We start from the raw sequence: 24,904 nt of genomic DNA on the forward strand, positions 1-24,904 counted from the left end.
CTCGTGCGCCGGATTCGAAAAATATTGACCTCGGGTTTACCGTCTCGATCGTGTTTGATTTTGCGGACGCCAACTGCTTTTAATGGTCAGAAGAAAACATTTTTGGAGGTGCGGTATGCGGGTTGGCATCATCGGAGGAGGTTTCGGCCTGAGGATTCAGGCACCATTGATCCGGCTTCATCCGGACATGGAGGTCGCAGCCGTCAGCACCATGATGAGGCATGAGCTCCCGGACGAATGGGCGGGATGGAAACAAGCTCCGGTACATTATAAAGACTGGACAGAAATGCTGGATCGGGAGGAACTCGAACTTCTGGTGGTCAGTTCCCTTCCTTCGGATCACTTCCGAATGGTGAAGCGAGCGATTGAACAAGGGTTGCCCGTCATTTGCGAAAAACCTTTTGCGATGAACAGCCATGAATCGGGGAAGCTGCTGGAGATGGCAACGAAAAGCCGGGCCAAGGTCGTCGTTGATTTTGAATGGCGGTACCTGCCTGTGCGGCAGAAGGTAAAGGAGCTAATCACCAACGGTGCCATCGGGCAGATCCTTCATTTCGAATACCACATATCGAGCCCGCAATATGCAAGGCTGCTGACCGCCCCAAGGGGCTGGATGGGGGAAAAAAGCAAGTTCGGAGGCATGCTCGGTGCCGTCGGCTCGCATATGATCGATTGCTTGCGGTGGCTTGCGCAGGATGAAATCGAGATCGTCCACGGAACCGTGCATACTCATGTCCCTCAGGGGGCCGGAGAAAAAAGGGATGCAGACGATGCTTTTTTCGTTCACGGCATGATGAGCAGCGGATTCACGTTTTCGATTCAATTATTGTCCGGGGTTCATCATGGTTTCGGGTCCCAGCTCAAAATATTCGGAAACAAGGGTTCGATCACGTTAACGGATGATCGGGTTCTTCGATTCGGGGAAGCGGGAGGTCAGCTTACCGAAATCGGCCTGCCGGCGCCAAAAGAAGCTCCTTCCGTTATTTCGGCGGAAGCTCAAGCCTATTACCCGGCATTTTATCCGTTTATAGACAACGTATATCGTTATATCAAGTTCGGCCAACCCGATGCGGATTTGCCTCTGATCGAAGATGGGCACCGGAATCAAACCGCGCTGGATCGAATCTTAGGTTCGTAACCCGATCCGGTTTATCCCTTTGCGTTCCTTTGTTATAATAAAATGAATAAAAAATGCAAACAGTCGTTGCTAGCGGGGGGAGTTATACGTTGAAAAGGGTTACGATGCAGCAGATTGCCGACCATCTGGGCGTTTCGAAGTTTGTCGTCTCCAAGGCGCTTTCGGGAAAAGGCGGCGTCAATGAACATACGAAATCGCGGGTCATTCAAGCCGCTTCCCAGCTCGGATATTTTGCCCAGAAAAATGCCTACATGAAAAATAAAGAAGGGGAACCCAACGTCATTTCGGCATCCGGCAAGCAGTCTGTCATCGTTTTGATGCCTAACATTCGCTTTCAGACCAAGGATTCCCTATATTGGGGAAAAATTATGGAGGGCATTTCGCGGGAGTTGGAACGGAAGGGCCTCGGCATGGTTATCGTCACGGAGTCCCGGGTCGACTCGTTCGTCCATGTGCTGAATCCAAGCGGGATTTTCGGCATGATCGGGGTCGGCAAAATCGATTCCGAGCTGCTGCTGGAGACGCACCGCCTTGGCATTCCCATGGTCCTCGTCGATCATGAAGACGACCTGATTCCGACGGATACGGTTTTCGTCAACAATACGGACGCGATTGCCCGGCTTTGCAACCATTTGATCGGCCTTGGCCATACGCGTTTGCAATTTGTCGGGGACGTTCGCTTTTCCCGCAGCTTTCAGGACCGATGGATCGGATATCGCAAAGTGCTCGAACAGAACGACCTGGAGGCACCCAAACCCATTGATCCGATGCTGACGCTGGATGGGGTGGACAGCGGCGAGTTCGCCGGGGAATTCGAGAAATGGCTGACCAAAATGAAAGAAAAGGGGCAGCTGCCGACGGCATTGGTTTGCGCCAACGATTCGATCGCGTTCGGGGTGATATCCGCATTGCGGAAACACGGCATCCGGGTACCGGAGGATATTTCCGTCACCGGCTTTGACAACATCGACGCCGCCGACCGGTCCCAGCCTGCACTGACGACCGTGCATGTGCCGAAGGAGGCCATGGGCGAACGGGCGGTCAAAAAGCTGCTTGAAAGGATCCGGTATCCGGAACTTCCCGTCGAGAAAATCCTGGTATCCGCGGACATCGTGCACCGGGACTCCACGTCGGAGCCTAAGGAGCCGTAAAAAGGCGCGGCGGCAAAAAACGCATCGGGGAAACGGCCGCGCCCGGCCGCGGATCGCTGCGGCTCCGCCGGCCGGGCCGAAACCGCACCGTCATCAAAAAGGGAATCCATCAGCCGATAAACGGCAGGCAGAGGATCCCCTTTTTGATATTTCAGGATTTTGCAAACCCCGATTCCGGCCGCTCCCTGGTCCCATATATAGGTGAACGAAACCGTTCCGCTCTATAAATTGCTGATTGAAAGCGGCTCTCCGGATTTTTGCCGAATCTTTATTTAAATGCGGGCCTTGAGCAATTCCAGATTACGGTCGATCAGTTGGATGCGTTGTTCCACGCATGCATAGGAGCGCAAGGCGTCCTCCGGCGTGCGCAGCACGTAATCCAGCAGCTGGTCTACCGTGGTGGTGGCCACATGTACCCGGGTATCGGAGGAAGCGTAATAAATGTATACGTTTCCGTCGTCGGTGGCGATCACTCCGTTGCAGAAGACGACATTGGAGACGTCGCCCACCCGTTCTTCGCCTTCCGGCGCGATGAAATGCCCGCCTGGGCGGTGCGTCACCTGGTAAGGACGGTCCAAATCGGAAAGGAAAGCGTATAGAACGTATCTGAGGCCGGCAGCCGTATTGCGGACGCCGTGCGCGATATGGAGCCAGCCGCGGTCGGTTTTGATCGGCGCGGGTCCCTGCCCGTTTTTGACTTCCTTGATGGTGTGGTATTGGCGTTCGTCGATGACGATCTCCTGGTCGATGACGGCATGTTCGATGGAATCGGATAATCCCCAGCCGATCCCTCCGCCGGAACCGGCATCGATGAACCCGTCCTGCGGCCGGGTGTAGAAGGCATATTTCCCGTCGACGAATTCGGGATGCAGCACGACGTTCCGCTGCTGCGGCGATCCCGTCTTCAGATCGTCCAGGCGCTCCCATGTGACGAGGTCTTTCGTGCGGGCGATTCCGCACTGGGCGATCGCGCTCGACAAATCGCCCCGGGGAGCGTCCGGATCTTTCCTCTCGGTGCAGAACAAGCCGTAAATCCAGCCGTCTTCGTGCTGCACCAGCCGCATGTCATAAACGTTCGTATCCGGAACGTCGGTTTCGGGCATGACGATCGGATGATCCCAGAAGCGGAAGCCGTCGATCCCGTTGTCGCTTTCGGCGACCGCGAAAAAAGACTTGCGGTCCACGCCTTCGACGCGGGCGACCAAATAAAATTTGCCGTTCAAATGAATGGCTCCGGGATTAAAAACGCCGTTCACGCCAAGCCGTTCCGAAAAATAAGGATTCGTTTCGGGATTAAAATCGTATCTCCAGATCAGGGGCGCATGGTTTGCCGTGAGCACCGGGTAGCGGTAGCGGTCGTAAACGCCGTTGCCCGGCGGCATTTTTTCGTTTTTCCGGTTGATTAACGTTTCATAGTTTTCGGTCAACTGCCGTTTTCTTTGCTCGAACAAGCTCATCATATCCCCTCCGATAATCGTGAATCGGCTTCCCGGCCGTTCGTTTCTTTTTGAAGGCGGGACAGCATTTCAAGGCAGGCCCTGCCGTTATGGTACGGGCATTTCCATGCGCTGATTTTCGGGCCGCCAGGCAGCGGCACGCCGTTCGGGTCGACGCCCCAATGCCATTCCCCGTGCTCGCGGTCAACGATGTATTGCTGAATGAATTTCCAGGAGTCCAAGGCTGCAGCCCTGAATTTGGGATCCCCCGTCAATTCATAGGCATTGTAGAAGCCGACCATGGCTTCGGCTTGCGGCCACCAATCCTTGTCGGCATCGGTCACTCCGTCAGGGTCGGCTTCGTTCCAGATCCCGCCGTCCCGGTCGACGCCGTTTGCGATGACGGCTTCCGCCATCCGGACGGCAACGGCTCTTACGCGTTCGAGCAGCGGCTGATCCTGAAGAACTTCGGCGGCTTCCAGCAGCAGCCAGCTGCCTTCGATATCGTGGCCGTAGGAAATATGCGAGCCTTTTGCGTTCCATTCCTCGTCAAAAAACAGCCGGAAATGCCCCGTGGCAGGGTCAACGATCTTTTCAATCGTCACCTCGATTAACCGCGCCAGGCTTGAAGCCAGCGCCGGTGATTTCCATGCCCGGTACAGGTTCGTATAAGCCTCCAGGACGTGGAGATGGGTGTTCATCGATTTTTTCTCATTCAGGTCCTTGTTGCTGAGGCTGAAGCTGCTCGTATGGGTCCAGTCGCGTCCCAAAGCTTCGATGTAACCTTGATGGATCGGGTCGTGGCTGTGCCGCTCAATCAGCTCATACAGCTCGATGGAGGCATCCAAAGCCTCCTGGTGTCCATCGGCGAGATAGAATTCGGATAATGCGTAAATCGCAAAGGATTGCCCGTAGATCTGCTTCTTATCCTGGGACGGATGGCCGTCGGCATCCACCATCCAATACAACCCTCCGAAGCTCCGATCCAAAAAATGCTCGATCAAGTAATGATAAGCTCTGCTTGCGATCTTCAGGTATTGCTCGTCTTTGTAGCGGCGGTAAGCGGCCGAAAACGTCCATAAGATGCGGGCGTTCAGCACCAGCCCTTTGTCGGCCCGTTCATTCACGCGGAGCTGCCGGTCGATTTCGCCGTAAAAGCCGCCGCGCGCGTCGTCCACGCTTTTGTCCATCCAAAACCGCAAAATATTGTTTTTCAGCTCGTCCTCAAGCTCCTGCATCCACGGCAAGGCGTCCATCATGTCAGCATCCTCCTTGGGCATGCGCCCCGTGTTTCAGACGAAGGGCGTAATGTTCCCTAATGACGGCTTCGGCCTCTTTGCCGTATACGCAATATCCGTCATCCGCGGACGCCTCATCCCGGCGGTACAGCTCGGCCGGCCAATCCCACAACATAAATCCTTGCACCCAATCCCGCCCGCTGCACTTGCCGAACATGGTGCGGTAAAAATCGGCCTGCTCGGTTTCGTTCACCGCGCCTTGAAACGTCCAGTCGTTGGGAATCGAAGCCGAACCGGTTCTGCTCGGGCATCCGGCCTCCATAAAAATGAACGGCTTGTTGAACTTCCGGACGACGGCTTCAATCCGGTCCAATTGGTTGTCCCAATCCTGAATCGGATAATATCCGCTGGAGCTGATCACGTCGAGGTCGTCCCACCAAACAACGTTATCCTCCTGATATTTATCGCAATTATACGTGAGGATTCCGCTGTAAACGTCCCTGACTTTAGATATCAGCTCGCGCCATTCCCGTTCCCGGCGGTCCGTTTGTACCATTTCGCAGCCGATGCACAGCATCTCGCACCCGGTTTCCTCGGCGATCTTCGCAAAATGAAGGATATAGCGGTCATAGGAAGCAAACCAATCGCTCCACTTCGGTTCGCAGGGCACGTCCTTGTCGAAAAAGTTGATGTGGGCCCGCCACGTCCCGTCGGCGCAGTTGACGATCGGCTTCAGGCACACCTTGAGCCCCAACGATTTGGCTTTGGCAACGGCCCATTTGACCTCGTCATCCGTCACGGTCGGCTCTTCCCAGTAAGGGATCTCCGTGGAGAAGGGAGTCGCTTGGTAAGCCGAAAAGGCAATGGCGGTCCAATTGACGCCGGTCGTTTCGGGCATCGCTTCCATGGAAGCGGAGGCTTTTTCGGTAGCCCACGTTCCTCTGACTCCCATGAATCCCCATGTCATGCCCGCGATAAATGGTTCTGTTAGTTTCAATTCGTTCACCTCGTGTCGTTTAAATAACAGGCTTATTCGTTAGAATCAAACAAATTGTTATGATTTGTTATCATAAATAATAACAAAATAAATACCATATGCTAAATATATACCGGAACCTCGGACGATATCAATACCTAAAAAACAAATGAGTGCTAACGGAGGCATGAAAAATCGAAGCGGTTATGATGAAAAACAAAAAGCCGCTTGGGTAAGCGGCATTCGTGTCAATCTTTATCGTCGATCGATGTTTGGCGATGAAACGGGGCAGGCGATCACAATCTTTTTTTATATTCGTTCGGCGTTACGCCGACCATCTTTTTAAACAATTTATTGAAATAGGCGGGGTCCGGATAACCCACTTCGGCGCCGATTTGGTGTACTTTCATGCCCGGTTCGGTCCGAAGGAGGCGTTTGGCGTTTTTCATCCTGACCTCGGCAATGTACTCCGTTACCGTGAGGCCCGTTTCGTGTTTGAAGAGCTTGCTCAAATAACTTGGGGTCAGGAAGACGAGATTGGCCAGCGTATTCAGCTCGACATGCCCGCTGTAGTTTTCGGCGATCCAGCGTTTGACCGTCTCGACGGCCTTGCTGCCCATTTCCTTGCGGGCTTCCTGCACTTCCGCCAACGCGCCCATGAAAAAGGACAAAAACAGCTGCTTCATTTCCGCAAAGGACAGGGAGGCAAGCAGCTGCTCCTTCCACCCGGCATGGGCCGGCGACTCGAAAACGTCCTTCAGCTCCCGGATTTCCGCAGCCGCCGTTTCTTCGATCTGGCAGCACGTCTCCAGGATGGCTTCGGGAGAGGCCGATGCCGACCTGAGATGCTCGAACCGCCGCTGAATCCACTCCTGCAGGGATGCCGCGTGGAGGAGATGGAGCTGCTCGGTAAAAAACTCCCACTCCGCGGCGGTTATCTCCTGCACCTGCGGCGGCGTTTGGCGGCCGCGGGCGGCGCCACAGGGGACGTAATAGCGGGGGGCGTGCGCATAAATTCCCGTATCGCAGGCAAGCTTGGCCTCCAGGTAGGACGCCTTGAGCATTTTGACATCATTGTAGACATGGCTGGAGCCGGCATGGACCCGGCCGTCGGCCCCGCCATGGAACGCGTCGCCCGTCAGGAACCTGCCGATCCGGTTGACGTCTTCCGCTCCGGGAGCTTCGGCGAAATAATAAATATAGGCTGTCAGCCGGCATCGAAGGGCGAACCGATCGAATAACCATTCGGGATCAAGCCCCTCCGAACCCCGGCAGCATTCCTGCGCTTGCTCCGGTTCCCCGAAGCCCGCTTTTTGGACGAACGCCACGAAATAAGGCCGGGGAAGCGCCAGCTCCTCCCAAACAAAGTCGGCCACGGCCTCGCTGTGAAGGCAGGTGTGGATCAGCCTTTGGCGGTGGACCGCCTCTTTTTCCCTGGCGGACTCGCGTTCGTCGTTTAACCGGTAAAGCAGCTCAAACAGCTGTTCCTTGTTGATCGGCTTGAGCAGGTAATCGACGGCGGATGCCCGGATGGCTTCCCTGGCATATTCGAATTCCGTAAATCCGCTCATGAGGATGGAACGGATATGGGGGTGGGTCGCCCTTAAGCTTTTGATCAGCTCAAGGCCGTCGATGACAGGCATCCGGATGTCCGTAATGACCACGTCGACTTCGAGTCCCGGAAGATGCCGAAGCACATCCTCCCCGTCCGGAAATTGGCCGACGACCTGGAAGCAAGGACTTTCCTTGCCGATGATCTTCGCCAGTCCTTCGCGAATCAGCATTTCATCGTCCACGATGATGATTTTAAGCAAGCGGCTTCGCCCTCCTTTCTTCTCGAAACGCCGGAATCATTCCCCGTCATCGGGCAGTTTTTCCTTGATTTTGATCAAAACGCTCGTCCCGGCCCCCGGTTCGCTGTGAACCTGCAGGCCGCATCCGTGGCCGTAATGCAGACGGATCCGTTCGTTGACGTTGTGGATGCCGATGCCGAACGATCCGCCGGCATCCGTCTCTCTCAAGCTGGCGTTCAGCGCAAGCAATTTTTGCCCGTCCATTCCGACGCCGTCGTCTTGAACCCGGAAAATGACGTGCTCGCGTTCCTTCCAGGCGGCAATCGAAACCGTGCCCGTGCCCGGCTTGCGCTCCAGCCCGTGAAACACGGCGTTTTCGACGATGGGCTGGAAAATCAGCTTCAATACCGGAAGCCCGCGAAACGCCTCGGGGACATCGATCGTCAGCTTGAATTTTCCCGGGAACCGGATGGACAGAAGATCGAAATAATGTTGGACGTGCTCAAGCTCTTGGGCTATGGTCACCGTTTCTTCGCCACGGACGATGCTGTACCGCAGCTGGGTCCCGAGCAGGTAAGTCAGCTTGGCCACCTGCGGGTCATCGTTGATTTCCGCCAGCATGCGGATCGACTCCAGGGTGTTGTAGATGAAATGAGGATTGATCTGGCTTTGCAGCGCCCGCATGTCGGCCAATTGCTTCCGCTTTTCCGTGGCCTTGATTTCGTTCAGCAGTTCTTTGACCCGCAAAATCATCCGGTTAAAATGGCTTCCGAGCATGCCGATTTCGTCCTCGTACCGGGTGGTGATCCAAACGTTCAGGTTCCCGTGCTGTACCTGCCTCATATAACGCACCATCGACTTCAGCGGCTTGGTCAGCGCATGGGAGAAGAAGGTGGCGGCAATCAGCGCAATGCTGAGCAGCAGCAGCGTCGTAACGATCAGCGTGGTGCTGTTTTGCTTGACCTTATACAAAATTTTGGCGAGCGGAATCGAAACCGACGTGGTCCAGCCCGTCTGCTCCGACACCACATAAACGGTCAAATAGCTTTTTCCGTCGATTTCCGATTCGAAATAGCCGGTTTGCCGGCTTTGCCTCATCGACATCAGTTCCGACTGCCGCGCGTTGACGGTCCCGGGATCCCCGCTGGCATAGACCAGCTTGCCCTGTTCATCCAGGATTAAGGAGGAGCCTTGGGTGACCCGGTCCATCGGCTCCGCGATGTCCTGGAACAGCCCGATGTCGATGTCGAATACGATAATCCCGATATCCTGAAGGGTGCTCGCCGATTTCACCGTGCGCAGCACGCTGAAAACGGCCTTTTCCTTGTTGCCGTTCACCCGGATCGAATGCCTTCCCATCAGAATGGGGTGCGCCCCGGACTGCTGGTCAACGAGCCTTTTCCAGGTGCCCAGCTGATCTTTCGTGGACAGCTCCGTAATATCCGGCCTTTTGTCGAAAAAGATATGCTCGTAACGGTCGACCAGATAAACGGCGGCGATCTCTTTTTTGGTGTGGCTCAAATAGCTGAGGAACATCCCCATGGCAACGTTTTTTCCCCAGTCGGTCGTCTCCTGCTCCAAATAATATTGGACGTCGGAATTGTAAAGGGGAAGGGCGGTCGAACGCTTCAGGTCGGCAACGTACCTGTCGGTCGTGTTCGACGCGTTGACGGCCATTTGGATCGCATTGTTCGTGGCGTTTTGCAAAACCGAATCGAAGGTGGAGCGCGCCGAAAGATAGCTGACGTAGGTGATGGGCAGCGACAGCAGAAAAACGAAAATAAGAATCAGCTTTTTCTCCAGTGAAAGGTTGGCAAGAAACACCCATCCCTTGCGTATCATCCGGCCGATCCGACGAATCATGCGAGTTCTCCCCCTGATGCTTTGATTTATTTCACCGCTCCGCTGGTGACTCCTTCAAAGATATACCGCTGAAGGAAAATGTACAATATGACCGTCGGCAGCAAAATAAGCAAAATGGCGGCGCAGATCAAATTCCAGTCGGCCGTGTTGACACCCTGGAACCGCATGAGGACCGTCGTGACGACGCCCAGGCTTTGCTTCGGCATGTAGAGGTACGGAATGTACATGTCGTTATAGATGCTGATGGTCTTCAAGATGACCAGCGTGGCGGTTGCCGGCGTCAGGAGCGGAAAAATGATGGACCGGTAAATTTTGAACAAGGAGGCTCCTTCCACCATGGCGCTTTCGTCCAAGTCGTACGGGATGTTTCGGATGAACTGCAGATACAGGATGATTTGAATCACGTCCGCCCCGATGTACAGCACAATGGGCGCGGCCAGCGTGTTGTACAGTCCCATGCCTTTGATGATGCCGAAGGTGGCGACCTGGGTCGTAATGCTCGGAATGATGGTGGCGATCAGGTACGCGCCGAACACGACGGGCTTCAGCTTGAAGGAGAAGCGGCCGAGGGCGTAGGCGACCATGGTGCCGAACAAAATATTCAGGGCCAGGGAAACGACGATGATGACGAGGATGTTGCCGAAGCCGCTGAGCAGGCCGCCGCGTTCAAACACGATGTTGAAATTTTCGAAATTGAAAAAGCTGTGCGGCAGCGAAATGGAGCTGCTGGCGTTGAACTCGTCCTTCGATTTGAATGCGTTGACGATGACGACGTAGGGCGGAAAAAAAACGACAAAAACGCCGATCAGAAGCGTGATGTATTTAATCAGGTCCTGCACGCGAAAACGGGATGGTTTCATCACTTATTGCCTCCTCTGCTGAGAACGAACTGTTGTACGGCAAGCACGATCACCACAAACCCGAGCAGGACGACGCTCATGGCCGATGCAAGCCCGTAATTGTTGTAGGCGAAGGCCGTATCGACGACCCGCTGCACGTAGGTTTCGCTGGCGCCTGCCGGGCCGCCTTTGGTCAGCACGAACGGCAGATCGAACACTTCCAGCGCCCCCGTGACGGTGAGGAACAAATTCAGCTGGATCACGGGTTTCATGTTCGGGAGCGTGATTTTCCATAACGTCTGCCACGAATTGGCCCCGTCGATTTTCGCCGCCTCGTACAGATCCCGCGGGATCGCCTGCAGCGAAGCGATATAGATGACCATGTTATATCCCATAAAACGCCATAATCCCGTCGAAGCCAGCGAATAGTTGACTAGCCCATCGGTACCGAGCCAGCTCGTCTCCCCGAGAGAGGTCAATCCGAGGCTGTTCAGGAACAGGTTCAGCGAACCGTTGGTCGTGTCGAACACGTAACCGAACATAAAGGCAACCGCAACGCCGTTCATGATGTAAGGCAGGAACAGGAGGATCCGAAACAGGTTGCGGCCGCGAAGCTTGCTGTTCAAGACCACGGCAAAATAAATGGCGATGATGTTTTGAATGATCCCCATGACAAAATAAGCGAAGTTATGCTCAAAAACCTTGAAAATGTCCGGATTGGAAAACACCTCTTTATAATTGTCCAGTCCGACCCAAGGTTTTTCCGGGCTGTACCCGTCCCAATTGGTGAAGCTGTAATAAATGAGCTTGACTGCCGGATAATACGTGAACGTCGCCAGAAGGATCAACGGAATCAACAGGAAAGAGACGATCACGATCGTTTTTTGTTTGTTGTACGAAAGCGATGAAAACATCTTGCATACCTTCTTTCTGCCAAAAGCTTTTGCTGTCCGGCCGCGCCGAAAAGACGGGAAACAAAATGGATTATCGCCGTGACGGATAATCCATTTTGCTTCGAACCGTTATTTAAAGCGGGCAGGGTTGATATTGGCGAATGCTTATTTGCCGAGGTCCTTTTTGGCTTTGGCCCAGGCTTTGTTCCATTTGTCGAGCACGCTTTGCGGATCTTTGGCAAGCACGAATTCCTGGGCGAGGGCCGGCAAATCGAGTTGGGCTTTGTTGGAAATGTTGGCGACGTCCATGTTGTCCGGAGTGCCTTCCTGAAGCTCGACGCCGGTGGCCTTGAATTCTTTCAATTGGGCCAGCGTGGATTCCTTATCCTTCAGCGGCGGAATGAATCCGGCGAAATCCGCGTATCCGGAGTCTTCCAGCATCCATTTTACGAAGGCTTTGGCCGCTTCCGGGGACTTGCTGTTTTTCGAGACCGCGTAGAAGAAATCCGGGCTCAGGGCCGCTCTCACCGTTCCGGAATTATCGTAAGGGAGAGGGAAAAATCCGACGTTGTCGGCCGTCGTTCCGGCTCCGATCACCTGGTTGATGACCCAGTTTCCGAGGAAATACATGGCGAACTTGCCTGAAGCGACGTCCTTTTTGGACTGCTCCCAGTTGGTGGAGTTGATGTCTTTTTCGAGATATCCTTTTTCATTCAGCTCGCGGATCAGGCTGAGCGCCTTGCCGTAACCGTTATCCATCGTAAACGGCGTATCGGTGTTCAGCTTGGCGTTCGGGAAATCCGGATTGTTTTCGATGACCCGGGGCAGGTCGTAGACCCAGTTGTTAAGCGGCCATTTGTCTTTGAAGTTCGAAGCGAGCGGCACGATGCCTTTTTGCTTCAGCTTCTCGCAAGCGGCAAGGAATTCGTCCCAGGTTTTTGGGATTTCGGTGATTCCCGCATCGGCAAAAGCTTTTTTGTTGTATACGATGCCCGAAGTGGAGTTGCCGCTGGAGAGGCCGTACACCTTTCCGTCGAAGGCTTTGAAATCTTTGAACGTCATGTTGTCGTTCAAGCCCAAATCGTCGAGCGGCAAAAAGTATTTCGGAAGATCGGAATTCGGAATGGTAGGGATAAACATCACGTCGGGCAGTTCGTCGCCGGCCATGCGGACTTTCGCCTGCTGGTTGTAGTCCGTCTGGGAAGCTTCGAATTCGACTTTGATGTTCGGATATTTTTCGTTGAAGCGTTTCAAGTATTCGTCATACTCTTTGCCGATCATGTCGGTACGGTTGGTCAGAAACGTTATCTTTCCGCTGATATCGGTTCCGTCCCCGGTTTTCGCTTCTCCTCCGGTTTGGTTTCCCTCTGTCGGGGTGGAGGATCCGTTGCCGGTTTCGGAGGTTTTGCCATCGCCGCTGGAACCGCAGGCGGATAGGATCGTCGACAGGATAATAACAAAAGCTAACAAGTAATATGATCTTTTTTTCATCCTTGTTCTCCCCATTTCTTTGTTTGATAGCGTTTACAGGCTTATTTTAACGTTTGTTCGCTGGATTTGAAATGTACTGGTTTGTTATTTATTGTCTATTTTTGTGCAAATTGAAATCGTTGACAAGCAACATAAACTAACAAAATAATAACAGAGTACGATAAAAAAGCGGATCATAACCATAAAGAGGATCATTCAACCATGATATGTTGGGCGGGACTAGCCTGGCAAGGGGGAGCACCGGCGCCGTCCGCAAGCCGCAAACGGCAAACAGCCCCCGGCACGCCTGAAGCGCACGGGGGCTGTCGTAAGTTCGCCGGTTCGGGGGAACTTGTTGAAGTATGTTCTTAATAATCGGACCAGTCCCGGTCGCCCGACAGGAATTTTTCCGTCAGGATCGACAGGAGCTGGATCCCGACCTCGTTTTGCCCGCCTTCGGGGATGATCAGGTCGGCGTATTTTTTGGAAGGTTCGATAAAGGCTTCGTGCATCGGCTTCACCGTCGTCAAATACTGCTGGTGCACCGACTGGATGGAGCGGCCGCGCTCCTCGATGTCGCGCACGACGCGGCGCAAAATGCGGACGTCCGGATCGGTGTCGACGAACACCTTGATGTCCAGCATTTCTCGAAGCTTTTCGTCGGACAATACATGAAGGCCTTCGATGATGACGATGTTGTTCGGCTTAAGCTCAACCGTTTCCGTCTCCGAACGGGCATGGACGGTAAAGTCGTATACCGGAGCATACGCCGGTTGGCCGTCGCGGAGAAGGGCAAGATGCTCTATCAAAAGCTCGTTGTCGAAAGCGAACGGATGGTCATAGTTGATATGCGCCCGTTCCTCGAGCGTGAGATGCTTGTGGTCTTTATAATAATTATCCTGGGATATGAACGTCACTTTGCCCGTACCTAGACGGTCGATGACGGAGCGGGCTACCGTCGTTTTGCCGGACCCTGTTCCGCCGGCGATACCTATAATGAGCATGGCTTGAATATAAACCTCCCTGATCGATTTGCCGTCCAGTATTGTAGCATAGCCCGGCCCTTTTTTCACCCCAAAATCACATTTGCGGCGCCTTGCGCCGAAAATCGCGACATCAATTCGACGAATGCATTAAACGCGCTGGTGCGGAACAAATCGCGCCGGAACACGAAGCTGACCACGGAGCGCCGGTATTTTTCCGGAATGGGGAGGACGCTGATTTTGCCTGCCTCTTCCCAGGTTTTAACGGAGGAACGGGTGACCAGCGATACGCCCAGACCGGCCGACACGCCACCCAAAATTGCCTCCAGCGTCCCGAACTCCATGCTGTTCAGCGACTGCTGATGCTCTTCCTGCAGCCATCGTTCCAATGTTTTGCGGTGATAACAGCCTTTGCCGAAAAACAGCTGCGGTTTGGCAAGCGCCGATTGCAGCGATGTTTCGCCGGGTTCCGCGATCAGGACCATCTCTTCCTCGAACGCATACAGCTCCTCCAGATCGGGATGATGTTGCGGCCCGTTGACGAATGCGGCGTCAAGCTCATACTCCAGCACGCTTTTGACCAGGTCCGAGGTATGCCCGGTGGACAGCGATAACTGGACGTCGGGGTAACTCCGGTGATACTCCAGCATCATCACGGGAAGCTGGACCGCGGCGGTCGTTTCAAGCGATCCGATGCGCAGCGTGCCGCTCGGCGTCTCCGAGTTCCGGGTGGACTTGACCGCCTCATCCAGCAAATACACGATTTTGTCGGCATATTTCAGCAAATTTTCGCCGGCCGGCGTGAGCGATACGCCGCGGCTTTGCCGGTGCAGCAGCGAGGTGTTCAGCTCCGCCTCGAGATGCCTGATGCGGGCCGTGACGTTGGACTGCACGTATCCGAGCCGGGCCGCCGCTTTCGTGATGCTGCCTTCCCTTGCTACGGCTTGGAATATTTTCAAATCGGCGCTTTCCATGCGTTAGCCACCTTCCTTCCACAGTGTCAACATTCAAAGCAGGGTTGTTTATCTTATCATCATTTCCAGTGATGAAATGCATCGGTTTTAATCATTTTACATGATAACATGCCCTGAAATACACTGTACATAATCCTTAAAGAAAAGAAGGTGGCGTACGAATGCGAAACTTGCGCATCATGCTGTTGACCGTGTTTGCGATGCTGGTTTCCGGCCTCAATTTTCCCGTCGGCAAAATGGCTTTGGCTTTCGGTTCCCCGTTCGTGCTGCTGGCGATCCGGTTCATTGCCGCGGGCCTGCTGATGCTGCCGTTTATTGCGAAGCGCCCGCATCCCCGCCGGGCGGCCGACTGGCTTAAAATTGCCGTCATCGGCCTTCTGCAGTCCGCGCTGGTGATGGCGGGCATCTATTTGAGCATGAAGACGATCTCTTCGGGAAGCTCCTCGATTTTATCTTCCACGAATCCGATCTGGTTTATTATTTTCAGCTTCTTGTTGTACCGTGTTCGTTACCGGGCCGTGCAATGGGCGGGCGTGCTCATCGGTTTCGCCGGCGTTGCCGTCGCGCAGGGTTTTACCGTGCAGCTGGAAAGCGGCTTCTGGTATGCGATCGGGGCGGGCATGGCTTGGGGGCTGGCAACGCTCCTTACTTCCCGCTGGGGCAAGGCATACGACACGTGGGTGATGGCCGCGTATCAAATGCTGATCGGGGGAGTGCTTTTGCTGGCTGTCGGTCCGTTATTGGAGCAGCCGCATTTTACCTGGGATCCGGATCATCTCGGCAAAGAGCTGTTCGTTCTTGGGTGGATGATTCTGATGAGCTCCATCGCCCAATTCGTGGCCTGGTATTATGTCCTGATGAATAGCGACCCGGGGAAAGCGAACGTGTATCTGTTCCTGATTCCGCTGTTTGGCTTATGTTCCGGATGGCTCTTGCTCGGCGAACCCCTTCATGCGTACGTGCTGGCCGGAGCCGTTTGCACGGGGATCGGCATTTTTCTCGTCAACAAGCCAAGGCCCGCAAAAGCGGTTCAAGCGGCGGTAGAAGGCAGCGGAGCGGGGGCGGAAAAGCGGCAATGCCCTGCCGGGTAAAACCGCCTTTTCCGTGCCGTTCCCATGGAAGTTGCTCTTTTCATGCCCGTAGGCTATCGTTGGAATAGGAAATGATTTCAAGTACCGAAGGGATGGACTTTGGATGAAAAATAAAGTGATTTTTCTGACGACCGACAGCCTGGGCAACGGGGAACGCGAGCTGGGATCGCAAATTTTGGAGACATTCTTCACGCTTCTGAAGCAGCGGGAGCAGCTGCCTGCGGCCGTTTTTTGCGCCAACCGGGGCGTGCTGGCCTTAACCGAACGATCGCTGGCCTCCGTTCATTTGAAGGAGCTTACGGATCGGGGGGTTCCGGTGCTGGCTTGCGCCACCTGCGTCGACTATTACGGCGTGCGTGAACAGCTTATGGCCGGGGAGATTTCCAGCATGGGGCATTTTATGGAACTGGCGGAAGCCTACGAAGTGATGACCCTGGCTTAAGCAAACGAAAAGCTCTGTGCCGGCGTTGGCGCAGAGCTTTTTTTTCACCGCGTAGGTTCGGTTTATATCGTTAATTTGCGCTTGTTCGATGTTGTAACCGCTGTCAAATCCGCTGCAAGAAACATGCCGATCGCTACAACCACTTTTCGGCCCATTTCTCTACCGCCTGCAGCGCCCTCCCCAGTTCGGTTCCTTTTCTCGTCAAGGAATACTCAATCCGCACGGGCCGGTCCGAAATGACGTTGCGAATGACGATCCCGTTATCCTCCAGTTCCTTGATCCGTTCGTTAAGCATGCGTTTGCTGAGGTCCGGAATATAGGCGTGAATTTCGCTGAAACGCTTGGGCTCTTCCATTAACGTATGAACAATAAGATTAACCCACTTTTTCCCCGTGATTTGGTGCGCCATTTCGATTTTTTGGCATAAAGTTTCGTATTTTTCATCGTTCATCCTCCGCTCGCTCCTTCGCCCCATAGATCCAACCATGGTTACTAAATATTATCAGGTTACACATTTTGCAGGGATATGACAAACATCACAGCGTGCTGCAAATACGATGGCGACTTGACAATTAACACCATGATATCACGGAAAGCGCTATCATTAAAGGGGTAAGGGTGCCGTTCATAATTTCGACAAAAAAAGTTTGACAGTTCGACAAAATAGGTTTAATATGGGCGATGTTAAAGTAAACGGGTTATTAAAAGTAACCATACTGTACTATGCACGGAGAAAAAAGAGAGAGCTGCTGGTAGCAAAGTATTTGGGTGGAATGGAGGAATCGAATAATGGACAATATGACATTTGTCTTGTTTGGCGGGACGGGAGATTTAGCGAAGCGTAAAATCTATCCGGCCTTATTTAATTTGTATATAGATAAAAAAATGCCAGAAACGTTTTCGATCATCGCGTTGGGCAGAAAAGAGACGACCCATGCCGAGTTTCAACAAGTCGTGGCGAAATCGCTGGAGACTTTTTCGAGAAGAGCGGCAAGCGACGAGGCGCAGTTGAAGGCTTTTCTTGAAACCGTCCGTTATGCGGCGCTGGATGCCGGCAACCTGGAGGATTTCAACAAGCTGCGTACCCTCGTGGAACAACGCGAACAAGAATTGAACATTCCGGACAACCGGTTGTTCTATCTGTCGGTAGCGCCCGAGTTTTTCGAAACGATCGCCTTTAACATCAAGGACAGCGGTCTGGGCTCCACCACCGGCTGGAAGCGACTGGTCATCGAAAAACCGTTCGGACGGGATCTGCAATCGGCGCGTCATCTGAACGCGCAGCTCAGCAAAGCTTTCGACGAAAGCGAAATTTACCGCATCGACCACTACCTCGGCAAACCGATGGTCCAAAATCTCGAAATCCTCGAATCTTCGAACCCGATTCTCAAGGCGCTTTGGTCCAATCACCATATCGCCAACGTCCAAATTACGGCCAGCGAAACCGTCGGCGTTGAAGAAAGAGCAGGGTATTACGATCATTCCGGAGCGATCCGCGACATGGTGCAAAACCATATGCTTCAGCTGCTGATGATGATTAGCATGCGCCTTCCGCGCAAAGGAGATGCAAGCGAAGTCCGCATGAAGAAAAGAAACGTCATGGAATCGCTGCGTCCGCTTAATAAGGAAACCATCGCCCAAAACGTCGTTCGCGGCCAGTATGCGGCCGGGGAGATCAACGGCAAACCCGTTCCGGCCTACATCGACGAACCAGGCGTTCCGGCCGGATCGAAAAACGATACCTTCATCGCGCTCCGCTTGTGGATCGACAACTATTTCTGGAGCGAAGTCCCATTCTACATCCGTACGGGCAAACGCATGAAGGAAAAATCTACGCGCATCGTCATTGAATTTAAAGAGCCGCTAAAAGGACAGAATACCAACAATGACCCTAATCTGCTGGTAATCGAAATTAATCCGAACGAAGGCATCTTTATTCAATTGAACAAAAAAGATCCGCTGGACAACGAAAAGCTGGAACCGATGCGGATCAACTTCTACGAATGCGGCAACGATTTGCCGGAAGCTTACGAAAACTTGATCCACGATGCGGTTCGCGGGGATTCCACGTTCTTTGCGCATTGGGACGAGGTGGAGCTGTCCTGGCAGTACGTGCAGCCGATTTTGGACGCGTTCGAACAAGACCTGATTCCTCTGTCTTATTATCCTGCGGGCTCCAACGGACCGGAAGCATCCGATCAGTTGGTTGCGGCGGACGGATTCAAATGGTGGCTGGATAAACCCGTCGAAGGCGAAAAAGCCGAAGAAAAAGAACTGGCGGTTCAGCGCTGATTTTTTAGGAATCATACTGTACAAGATTCAAACAAACAAAACATGGGCTCAAGACCGGTTCCTGACACGATGCAAGATTAGTCAAAAGATCGGTCGAGTCCAATAAATAGAAAATATGGTGTGGAGGGAAAACAAATGAAAGTCGGATTAATCGGATTGGGTAAAATGGGATTGAACTTGGGACAAAACTTGATGGATCACAACCACAGCGTCGTGGCTTACGACCTGAATACGGCTGCGGTCAAAGAATTGGAAAGCAAAGGCGCAAAAGGCACGTCCAGCCTGAAAGAGCTGGTTGAAGCGCTGGAAACGCCAAGAATTTTGTGGATCATGGTGCCGCACTCCGTGGTGGATTCCGTCATCGACGAACTGACTCCGCTGCTGGCTAAAGGCGACATCGTCATCGAAGCGGGCAACTCCCATTACAAAGAATCGATCGCAAGATACAACAAGCTCAAGGAATTCGGCGTGAGCTTCCTTGATGTGGGCACTTCCGGCGGCATGGAAGGCGCACGCAACGGCGCTTGCTACATGATCGGCGGCGACGAAGAAGCTTGGAACCATGTCGAGCCGATCTTCAAAGACACGGCGGTTGAAAATGGATACCTGTATGCAGGCAAAGCCGGCAGCGGCCACTTCCTGAAAATGGTCCACAACGGCGTGGAATACGGCTTTATGGCTGCTATCGGCGAAGGATTCGAAGTGCTTGAGAAGAGCGATTTCGATTTTGACTACGAAAAAGTGGCCCGCGTATGGAACAACGGTTCCGTTATCCGTTCCTGGCTGATGGAATTGACGGAAAAAGCATTTGCCAAAGACGCGAAATTGGATGAAATTAAAGGAATTATGCAATCTTCCGGCGAAGGTAAATGGACGGTGGAAACGGCTCTGGATCTGCAGGCTGCCACTCCGGTCATCGCAATGTCCCTGCTGATGCGCTACCGTTCCCTGGAAAACGACACGTTTACGGGTAAAGTCGTTGCAGCGCTTCGCAACGAATTTGGCGGCCACGCTGTAGTGAAGAACTAATTCCAGATCCTAAACAATAAACATATATGGAGGTTATGCATCATGAAATTTTTTATCGATACTGCCAATCTTGAGGACATCAAAAAAGCTTACAAAATCGGCGTGCTTTCCGGCGTAACGACCAACCCTTCCCTCGTAGCCAAAGAAGGCGTGAAGTTCGAAGACCGCATCGAAGAAATTTTGAAGGCCGTTCCTGAAGTGGAGTCCGTATCCGCCGAAGTAACTCCGGATGCCGAAACCGCAGAAGACATGATCGCGCAAGCCGAAGAGCTCATCAAGATCAACGGCGGAGACAAAAATATCACGATCAAGCTTCCAATGACGCTGGCTGGTCTTGAAGCTTGCCGTTACCTCTCCAAAAAAGGCGTAAAAACGAACGTTACCCTGATCTTCACCGTGAACCAAGCGCTCCTCGCTGCACGCGCAGGCGCAACTTATGTATCCCCGTTCCTGGGCCGCTTGGACGACATTTCCGAAGACGGCGTGCTGCTCGTAACGAAAATCGCCGAGCTGTTCCGCGTCCACAACCTGGATACGCAAATCATCGCGGCATCGGTTCGCCATCCGGACCATGTTACCCGCGTAGCCATGGCCGGCGCTCACATCGCGACCGTTCCGTTCAGCGTCATCGCGCAGCTTGCGAAGCACCCTCTGACGGATCAAGGCATCGAGAAGTTTGCTGCCGACTGGAAAAACGCAACGAAATAAGCTAGCTATATTACTAGCTATATTATAAGTAAGGATTTCGCGAATCCTAAAATAAAAGGCTTCCCTCGAGTCGAATGGCATCGGCTTGAGGGAGGCCTTTTTTGCGGGCGCAGGGGATTCGAGTGCCGCGCAAGTTTATTTTCCCGTGCCGCGGCTGGCATGCCCATAATGGTCGACCGCAAATCCGTATAACACTTTCAGCATAAACAATAAGCTGACGATGAGCATATGGGGCTGCAGATTCGGCAGCATCGGTACCCAGCCGAGTCCGGCAGACAGGAGCAAGCCGGCGACAAACCGCTGCGAGGGTTTCCCGATAAGCGCATTGACGACGAGCGCTCCGGCGACGGTATACGCCCAAACCCCGATCGAAACCCCCATATCCGTATCCAATAGAAGCGCGATGATAACGATGTGAACATGGATCGCAATGAATACGAGCCGATTCGTTTTGCGTGCTGCATAAAAGTTGCTTGTCGAGGCCGTGAAATTGGCGATGCATCCGGAAAACACATCGAAAACGAGCAGCAATGCAAGGGTGACGCGCCATACGGGCAAATGCTCTCCGAGGCCGGGGAACCTAAGGTAGAACGCGGCGGTCAGCAATCCGCCGAACAATAGGACGGTTAGAATCGAACCGAGGCTTTGGCGTTCGCCGAACACGTCATGCAAAAATGAAGGCATCCGAAGTGGTTTCATGCACGAGCACGCTCCCATTCATTTTAGGTTTGAAAGAACCCTTTTGAACAAGGTTTTGTACTATATATAGTGAATAACTACAAAAATATTATAAATTTTCGGATCGGGAATGGCAATAAATGTTGTACTGGTTTCATTGTATTGCTCCAAAACATCCGCTACACTACAAATGAGGTGCAAAACATGAACGGATTCGAACGACGGAAACGGAACAAAATGGAGCAGATCTACAGCTCTTCCTTTGAATTGTTCTCCAAATACGGTTTTCAGAAGGTAAGCGTGAACGAAATCGCCGAACATGCGAAGGTTTCCCCCGCGACCATTTACAACTACTTTGGAACCAAAGAGCAGCTGTATGCCGACATGTTTAAGGATTGGCTGGACAAACAGCTGGAGCAATACGAGGACATTTTGGCCTCGGGGCGTGCCTTTGCAGAGAAGGCCAAAGAGATCATGCTGCTGGAGGCGAAAAATTTAAAAATTTTAACGGATCAGTTTCAGAAAGCGTCGTTTTTTGAGGCGAGCGGATTGATGCGGATGCTGGAGGACTACAGCGAGCAGAAAATGATGCAATTTTTCATGAAGTTTGTCGCCATGGGGAAAGACGAGGGATATATTCGCAAAGACCACACGGACGAGACGGTCATGTTGTACTTTACCATGTACAAAAACGAGCTCGGACGGCATTGGGAGGCTTCGAAACAGGAAAGCATCGCAAGGAATATGGACCGGTTGATGGAATTGTTTTTTTATGGGTTGGTCGGAGAAAAATAGGGCATGGCGGAGCAGGGACATGCAGCAGCTGGCTTATGCGCTTGCAGACCAATCGGATAGCGGAATAAAGGCAGCGGCAGTCTGAGGCTTCATTTTCGCCCAAGGCTTTCCGCTGCTTTTTTTCGGACGAAAACCGGCTGTAAAGATAATTTGCGTTTAAAGAAAATTTTCCCTTTATTGGAATCGGTAAAGAGTGTATTATAATTCGTACCTAAAACAAATGAAATCCACATTAATCCAAAAAGTCGGAGGGCAAATGGATAAGCTTCCAGAAGAAATCGGAAAGGTTCTTCAGCGGCATGGCGCCGATCCGGAAGGCGTTTTGTGCTGGATGCTGTGCGACCGGACGCTGGACGGAGAATTCTCGGATACGTACGTGCTGCTTACCCGCGAGCATGTATGGATCCTGGCCAGCTTGGAGGAGCCTTTGCAGGAGAAGACGTACGGCGGTTATGCCGCGGGTACGCGCGCGAAACAGCCTCCCGCCCCGCGGGAGCGGAGGTGGGCGTTCGAGCGGTTGCCGATCGGGGAAATCGAGTCCCTGACCATCGTCAACCTGGTCGCGTCCGGCATGGTGGTGTTGAAGGCGCCGGAGGAACGGGCGATCGCCGCCTTTACGAACGGCCACATGAGGGCGGCAGCGCGGCTGGCGGGAATGTTTGCCAAGGTGAAGAAAAACGAGGAACCGGAGGAACAGGAGACGGAGGACGGCGACGAGCGCGCCGCGTGCCCGAAATGCGGCATGATCTACCCCGAGGAAGGGCGCAAGGTTTGCCCCAAATGCATGAAAAAACATGCGGTATTCGGGAGGCTGCTGTCATTTGCGGGCAGGTACAAGGCTTCGATGTTTTGGATCGTGCTGTTTATGCTGCTCGGTTCCGGAACGGGGCTCGTCATCCCTTATTTGCAGGGGACGCTGCTGTTCGACCAGGCGCTCGGCGGAGAAGGGGCTTTTGCGGGCAAAATCGGGCTCGTCATCTTGCTGATCATCGTGTTTCGGACCTTGTCGCTGCTGTTCGGGGTGCTCTACGGGGTGATTAACGCGAAGATGGCCGCAAACATCGCCTTTGATTTGAAATCGAGCGTGTTTCAGGCGATGCAGCGGCTTTCCTTGAGCTTTTTCGAGAAAAAGCAGACGGGGCAGCTCATGACGCGGGTCAATAATGACGCAACCGAGCTGCAGTATTTTTTCGTGGACGGTATTTCTTATTTCGTCGTAAACGCGATGAACATCGTCGGGATCGTCACGGTGCTGCTCATCATGGATTGGAAGCTGACGGTGCTGTGCCTGCTGCCGCTTCCGCTCGTGTTTTGGCTTGTTCGGAAAGCGTTTCCCAAGCTGTGGCGCCTGTCCATCCGCAGGCATAAACGGGTCGCGGCGATGAATGCCATCATCAGCGATACGATCCGCGGGACGCGGGTCGTCAAGGCTTTCGGGAAGGAGCAGACGGAGAATGCCCGTTTTGGCCGGGCCAGCGGCGCCTTTTCCGAGGCGGAACAGTCGTTCAACAAAATGGGCGTCACGTTGTTTCCGGTATTAAACATATTAACGCAGGTCGGCGGCATCGTGATTTGGGCTTTTGGCGGCTGGAGGGTGATGCAGGGCGACTTTACGTTCGGGAAAGTGATGACCTTTATTAACTACATGCTGCTACTGTACGGTCCGATCCAGTTCATGAACAACATCGTCAACTGGTGGTCGTATTGCATGTCCGCCGCCCAGCGGATTTTCGAGATTCACGACGCGGTGCCGGACGTTGCGGAAAAGCCGGATGCCGTCCAGCTTTCGGACATGAAGGGCGAAATCGAGATCAAAAACGTCACCTTCGGTTACGAGCCGAACAAGGCTATTTTGAAGGGAGTATCCCTGCATGCGCGTCCCGGCCAGATGATCGGGGTCGTCGGACACTCGGGGGCGGGCAAATCGACGCTCGTCAACCTCATCCCAAGGCTTTACGACGTTAATGAAGGAGAGATCCGGATCGACGGCATCCGCATCAAGGATCTGTCCATGGCTTCGCTGCGCAAGCATATCGGCATCGTATCCCAGGACGTGTACGTCATGTCGGGCAGCATCGCCGAAAACATCGCCTACGCCGACCCGGACTGCACGCTGGAGGACTTGGTCCATGCCGCCAAGATCGCCGGAGCGCATGACTTCATCGAAAAGCTGCCGGAAGGCTACGACACGATCGTCGGCACGGGCGGGCATAACCTGTCAGGGGGCGAAAAGCAGCGGCTCAGCATCGCGCGGGCGATTTTGCATAATCCGAAAATTTTGATCCTGGATGAAGCGACCGCTTCCCTGGATACGAAAACGGAGCTGCAAATCCAGGAGGCACTGGATACCCTCATCCGGGGCCGAACGACGATTGCGATTGCACACCGGCTATCGACGCTCCGAAACGCCGATTATTTGGTCGTGCTTGAGCATGGAACCATCGTGGAGGAAGGAACCCACGAGCAGCTGATGAAAAAAGAAGGGGCATATTACGGCCTGGTGCAAAAACACGACGAAGCGCTGAAAATGAAAGAGGTGATTACGGCATGACCCGAAACGAAACGGGCGCGGTACAGAAACCTGAAAAAAGCGGCGCCGGATTGGCGGACGCGGCCCAAATCCGGTACCTGTCGCCGGCGGATACGACGTTTATCCGCACGGAAGGACGGATGTTAAACGTACAAATCGGGGATCAGCTGCATGCGGGCGTTTATGTCCACTGCTCTTTTCCCCATACGAACAAACGGATCTACTTATCGGTCCGGACCGCGGAAAACGAAGAAGTCGGCATGATCCGCTCCCTGGACGAGTTCCCGAAGGAAACGCAGGAGCTGCTGGAGGAGCAGGTGCAGCTGCGGTATTTCGCCCCGGAAATCACGAAGGTGCTGTCGGTGAAGGAGGAATTCGGCTATTCCTATTGGGAAGCGGAAACCTCGTCGGGGCTGTGCCGGTTTACGGTCCGGAGCGGCGGCGGAAACGTCAAGCTGATGACGCCGAACCGCCTGCTCGTCGTCGACGTGGACGGCAACCGGTTCATCATTCCCGAACTGGACTGTTTGAGCGATAAGGAATACCGGATGATCGAAGTATGCATGTAGGCTTTGAAAGGCCTGC

General features: G+C 53.5%; 22 protein-coding genes. 10 read left to right on the forward strand and 12 right to left on the reverse strand.

Annotated features, from left to right (window positions below):
* Positions 1-115 precede the first annotated feature (115 nt).
* Together KI367_RS10105 and KI367_RS10110 are read left to right on the forward strand one after the other, a co-directional pair.
* Complete coding sequence (locus KI367_RS10105; protein WP_212949379.1) at positions 116-1,138, forward strand: Gfo/Idh/MocA family protein; 1,023 nt, start codon at positions 116-118, stop codon at positions 1,136-1,138.
* A gap of 89 nt (positions 1,139-1,227) precedes the next feature.
* The gene (locus KI367_RS10110; protein WP_246536826.1) at positions 1,228-2,289 is read left to right on the forward strand and encodes a LacI family DNA-binding transcriptional regulator; all 1,062 of its coding nucleotides are present in this window, start codon (positions 1,228-1,230) and stop codon (positions 2,287-2,289) included.
* 272 nt (positions 2,290-2,561) lie between these two features.
* On the opposite strand, the gene KI367_RS10115 is transcribed toward KI367_RS10110, so the two are convergent.
* From KI367_RS10115 to KI367_RS10160, 10 genes are all read right to left on the reverse strand, one after another.
* The gene (locus KI367_RS10115) at positions 2,562-3,749 is read right to left on the reverse strand and encodes a glycoside hydrolase family 130 protein (protein WP_281422501.1); all 1,188 of its coding nucleotides are present in this window, start codon (positions 3,747-3,749) and stop codon (positions 2,562-2,564) included.
* Positions 3,746-4,981, reverse strand: coding sequence for an AGE family epimerase/isomerase (locus KI367_RS10120; protein ID WP_212949533.1), 1,236 nt, complete (start codon positions 4,979-4,981; stop codon positions 3,746-3,748). The genes KI367_RS10115 and KI367_RS10120 overlap by 4 nt, the downstream gene beginning before the upstream one ends.
* A gap of 4 nt (positions 4,982-4,985) precedes the next feature.
* Entirely contained in the window at positions 4,986-5,930 is a 945-nt protein-coding gene (locus KI367_RS10125; RefSeq protein WP_373316223.1) for a glycoside hydrolase family 113, read from the reverse strand.
* Positions 5,931-6,235: 305 nt separating this feature from the next.
* Complete coding sequence (locus tag KI367_RS10130; protein ID WP_212949383.1) at positions 6,236-7,753, reverse strand: response regulator; 1,518 nt, start codon at positions 7,751-7,753, stop codon at positions 6,236-6,238.
* A 36-nt stretch (positions 7,754-7,789) separates the two neighbouring features.
* Positions 7,790-9,595, reverse strand: coding sequence for a cache domain-containing sensor histidine kinase (locus tag KI367_RS10135; RefSeq protein ID WP_212949385.1), 1,806 nt, complete (start codon positions 9,593-9,595; stop codon positions 7,790-7,792).
* A gap of 26 nt (positions 9,596-9,621) precedes the next feature.
* Positions 9,622-10,455, reverse strand: coding sequence for a carbohydrate ABC transporter permease (locus KI367_RS10140; protein ID WP_052147203.1), 834 nt, complete (start codon positions 10,453-10,455; stop codon positions 9,622-9,624).
* The gene (locus tag KI367_RS10145; RefSeq protein ID WP_212949387.1) at positions 10,455-11,348 is read right to left on the reverse strand and encodes a carbohydrate ABC transporter permease; all 894 of its coding nucleotides are present in this window, start codon (positions 11,346-11,348) and stop codon (positions 10,455-10,457) included. Before KI367_RS10145 ends, KI367_RS10140 begins: the two co-directional genes overlap by 1 nt.
* A gap of 144 nt (positions 11,349-11,492) precedes the next feature.
* A complete protein-coding gene (locus KI367_RS10150) occupies positions 11,493-12,818 on the reverse strand; it encodes an ABC transporter substrate-binding protein (protein ID WP_212949389.1) in 1,326 nt (441 codons plus the stop codon).
* Between the two features lie 347 nt (positions 12,819-13,165).
* On the reverse strand, positions 13,166-13,801 hold the full coding sequence (gene udk, locus KI367_RS10155) for a uridine kinase (protein ID WP_212949391.1): 636 nt from the start codon (positions 13,799-13,801) through the stop codon (positions 13,166-13,168).
* A gap of 65 nt (positions 13,802-13,866) precedes the next feature.
* Entirely contained in the window at positions 13,867-14,754 is an 888-nt protein-coding gene (locus KI367_RS10160; RefSeq protein WP_212949393.1) for a LysR family transcriptional regulator, read from the reverse strand.
* A 161-nt stretch (positions 14,755-14,915) separates the two neighbouring features.
* Between KI367_RS10160 and KI367_RS10165 the strand changes: the two genes are divergently transcribed.
* Together KI367_RS10165 and KI367_RS10170 are read left to right on the forward strand one after the other, a co-directional pair.
* Positions 14,916-15,845, forward strand: coding sequence for a DMT family transporter (locus KI367_RS10165; RefSeq protein ID WP_212949395.1), 930 nt, complete (start codon positions 14,916-14,918; stop codon positions 15,843-15,845).
* 103 nt (positions 15,846-15,948) lie between these two features.
* Positions 15,949-16,287 carry a DsrE family protein gene (locus tag KI367_RS10170; protein WP_212949397.1) on the forward strand — a complete coding sequence of 113 codons (339 nt, stop codon included), beginning with the start codon at positions 15,949-15,951 and terminating at the stop codon, positions 16,285-16,287.
* Between the two features lie 133 nt (positions 16,288-16,420).
* On the opposite strand, the gene KI367_RS10175 is transcribed toward KI367_RS10170, so the two are convergent.
* Entirely contained in the window at positions 16,421-16,738 is a 318-nt protein-coding gene (locus KI367_RS10175; RefSeq protein ID WP_036713341.1) for a winged helix-turn-helix transcriptional regulator, read from the reverse strand.
* A gap of 338 nt (positions 16,739-17,076) precedes the next feature.
* Between KI367_RS10175 and zwf the strand changes: the two genes are divergently transcribed.
* The 3 genes from zwf (at position 17,077) to fsa (ending at position 20,316) form a co-directional block, all read left to right on the forward strand.
* Positions 17,077-18,579 (forward strand): glucose-6-phosphate dehydrogenase, encoded by a 1,503-nt coding sequence (gene zwf, locus KI367_RS10180; protein ID WP_212949399.1) that lies wholly within the window; start codon positions 17,077-17,079, stop codon positions 18,577-18,579.
* Positions 18,580-18,714: 135 nt separating this feature from the next.
* Positions 18,715-19,608 carry a phosphogluconate dehydrogenase (NAD(+)-dependent, decarboxylating) gene (gnd, locus tag KI367_RS10185; protein ID WP_212949401.1) on the forward strand — a complete coding sequence of 298 codons (894 nt, stop codon included), beginning with the start codon at positions 18,715-18,717 and terminating at the stop codon, positions 19,606-19,608.
* Positions 19,609-19,650: 42 nt separating this feature from the next.
* Complete coding sequence (gene fsa, locus KI367_RS10190) at positions 19,651-20,316, forward strand: fructose-6-phosphate aldolase (RefSeq protein WP_212949403.1); 666 nt, start codon at positions 19,651-19,653, stop codon at positions 20,314-20,316.
* A gap of 135 nt (positions 20,317-20,451) precedes the next feature.
* Here the strand turns inward: fsa and KI367_RS10195 are convergent, their stop codons facing one another.
* Positions 20,452-21,015, reverse strand: coding sequence for a hypothetical protein (locus KI367_RS10195; protein ID WP_212949405.1), 564 nt, complete (start codon positions 21,013-21,015; stop codon positions 20,452-20,454).
* A 183-nt stretch (positions 21,016-21,198) separates the two neighbouring features.
* On the opposite strand from KI367_RS10195, the gene KI367_RS10200 reads away from it, so the two are divergent.
* From KI367_RS10200 to KI367_RS10210, 3 genes are all read left to right on the forward strand, one after another.
* Positions 21,199-21,789, forward strand: a complete 591-nt coding sequence (locus tag KI367_RS10200; RefSeq protein ID WP_212949407.1) for a TetR/AcrR family transcriptional regulator — start codon at positions 21,199-21,201, stop codon at positions 21,787-21,789.
* A 256-nt stretch (positions 21,790-22,045) separates the two neighbouring features.
* On the forward strand, positions 22,046-24,340 hold the full coding sequence (locus tag KI367_RS10205) for an ABC transporter ATP-binding protein (RefSeq protein WP_212949409.1): 2,295 nt from the start codon (positions 22,046-22,048) through the stop codon (positions 24,338-24,340).
* Positions 24,337-24,888 (forward strand): DUF1854 domain-containing protein, encoded by a 552-nt coding sequence (locus tag KI367_RS10210; protein WP_212949411.1) that lies wholly within the window; start codon positions 24,337-24,339, stop codon positions 24,886-24,888. Before KI367_RS10205 ends, KI367_RS10210 begins: the two co-directional genes overlap by 4 nt.
* Positions 24,889-24,904 lie beyond the last annotated feature (16 nt).

Source organism: Paenibacillus cookii, assembly GCF_018333375.1.
Classification (GTDB): Bacteria; Bacillota; Bacilli; order Paenibacillales; family Paenibacillaceae; genus Paenibacillus_AQ; species Paenibacillus_AQ cookii.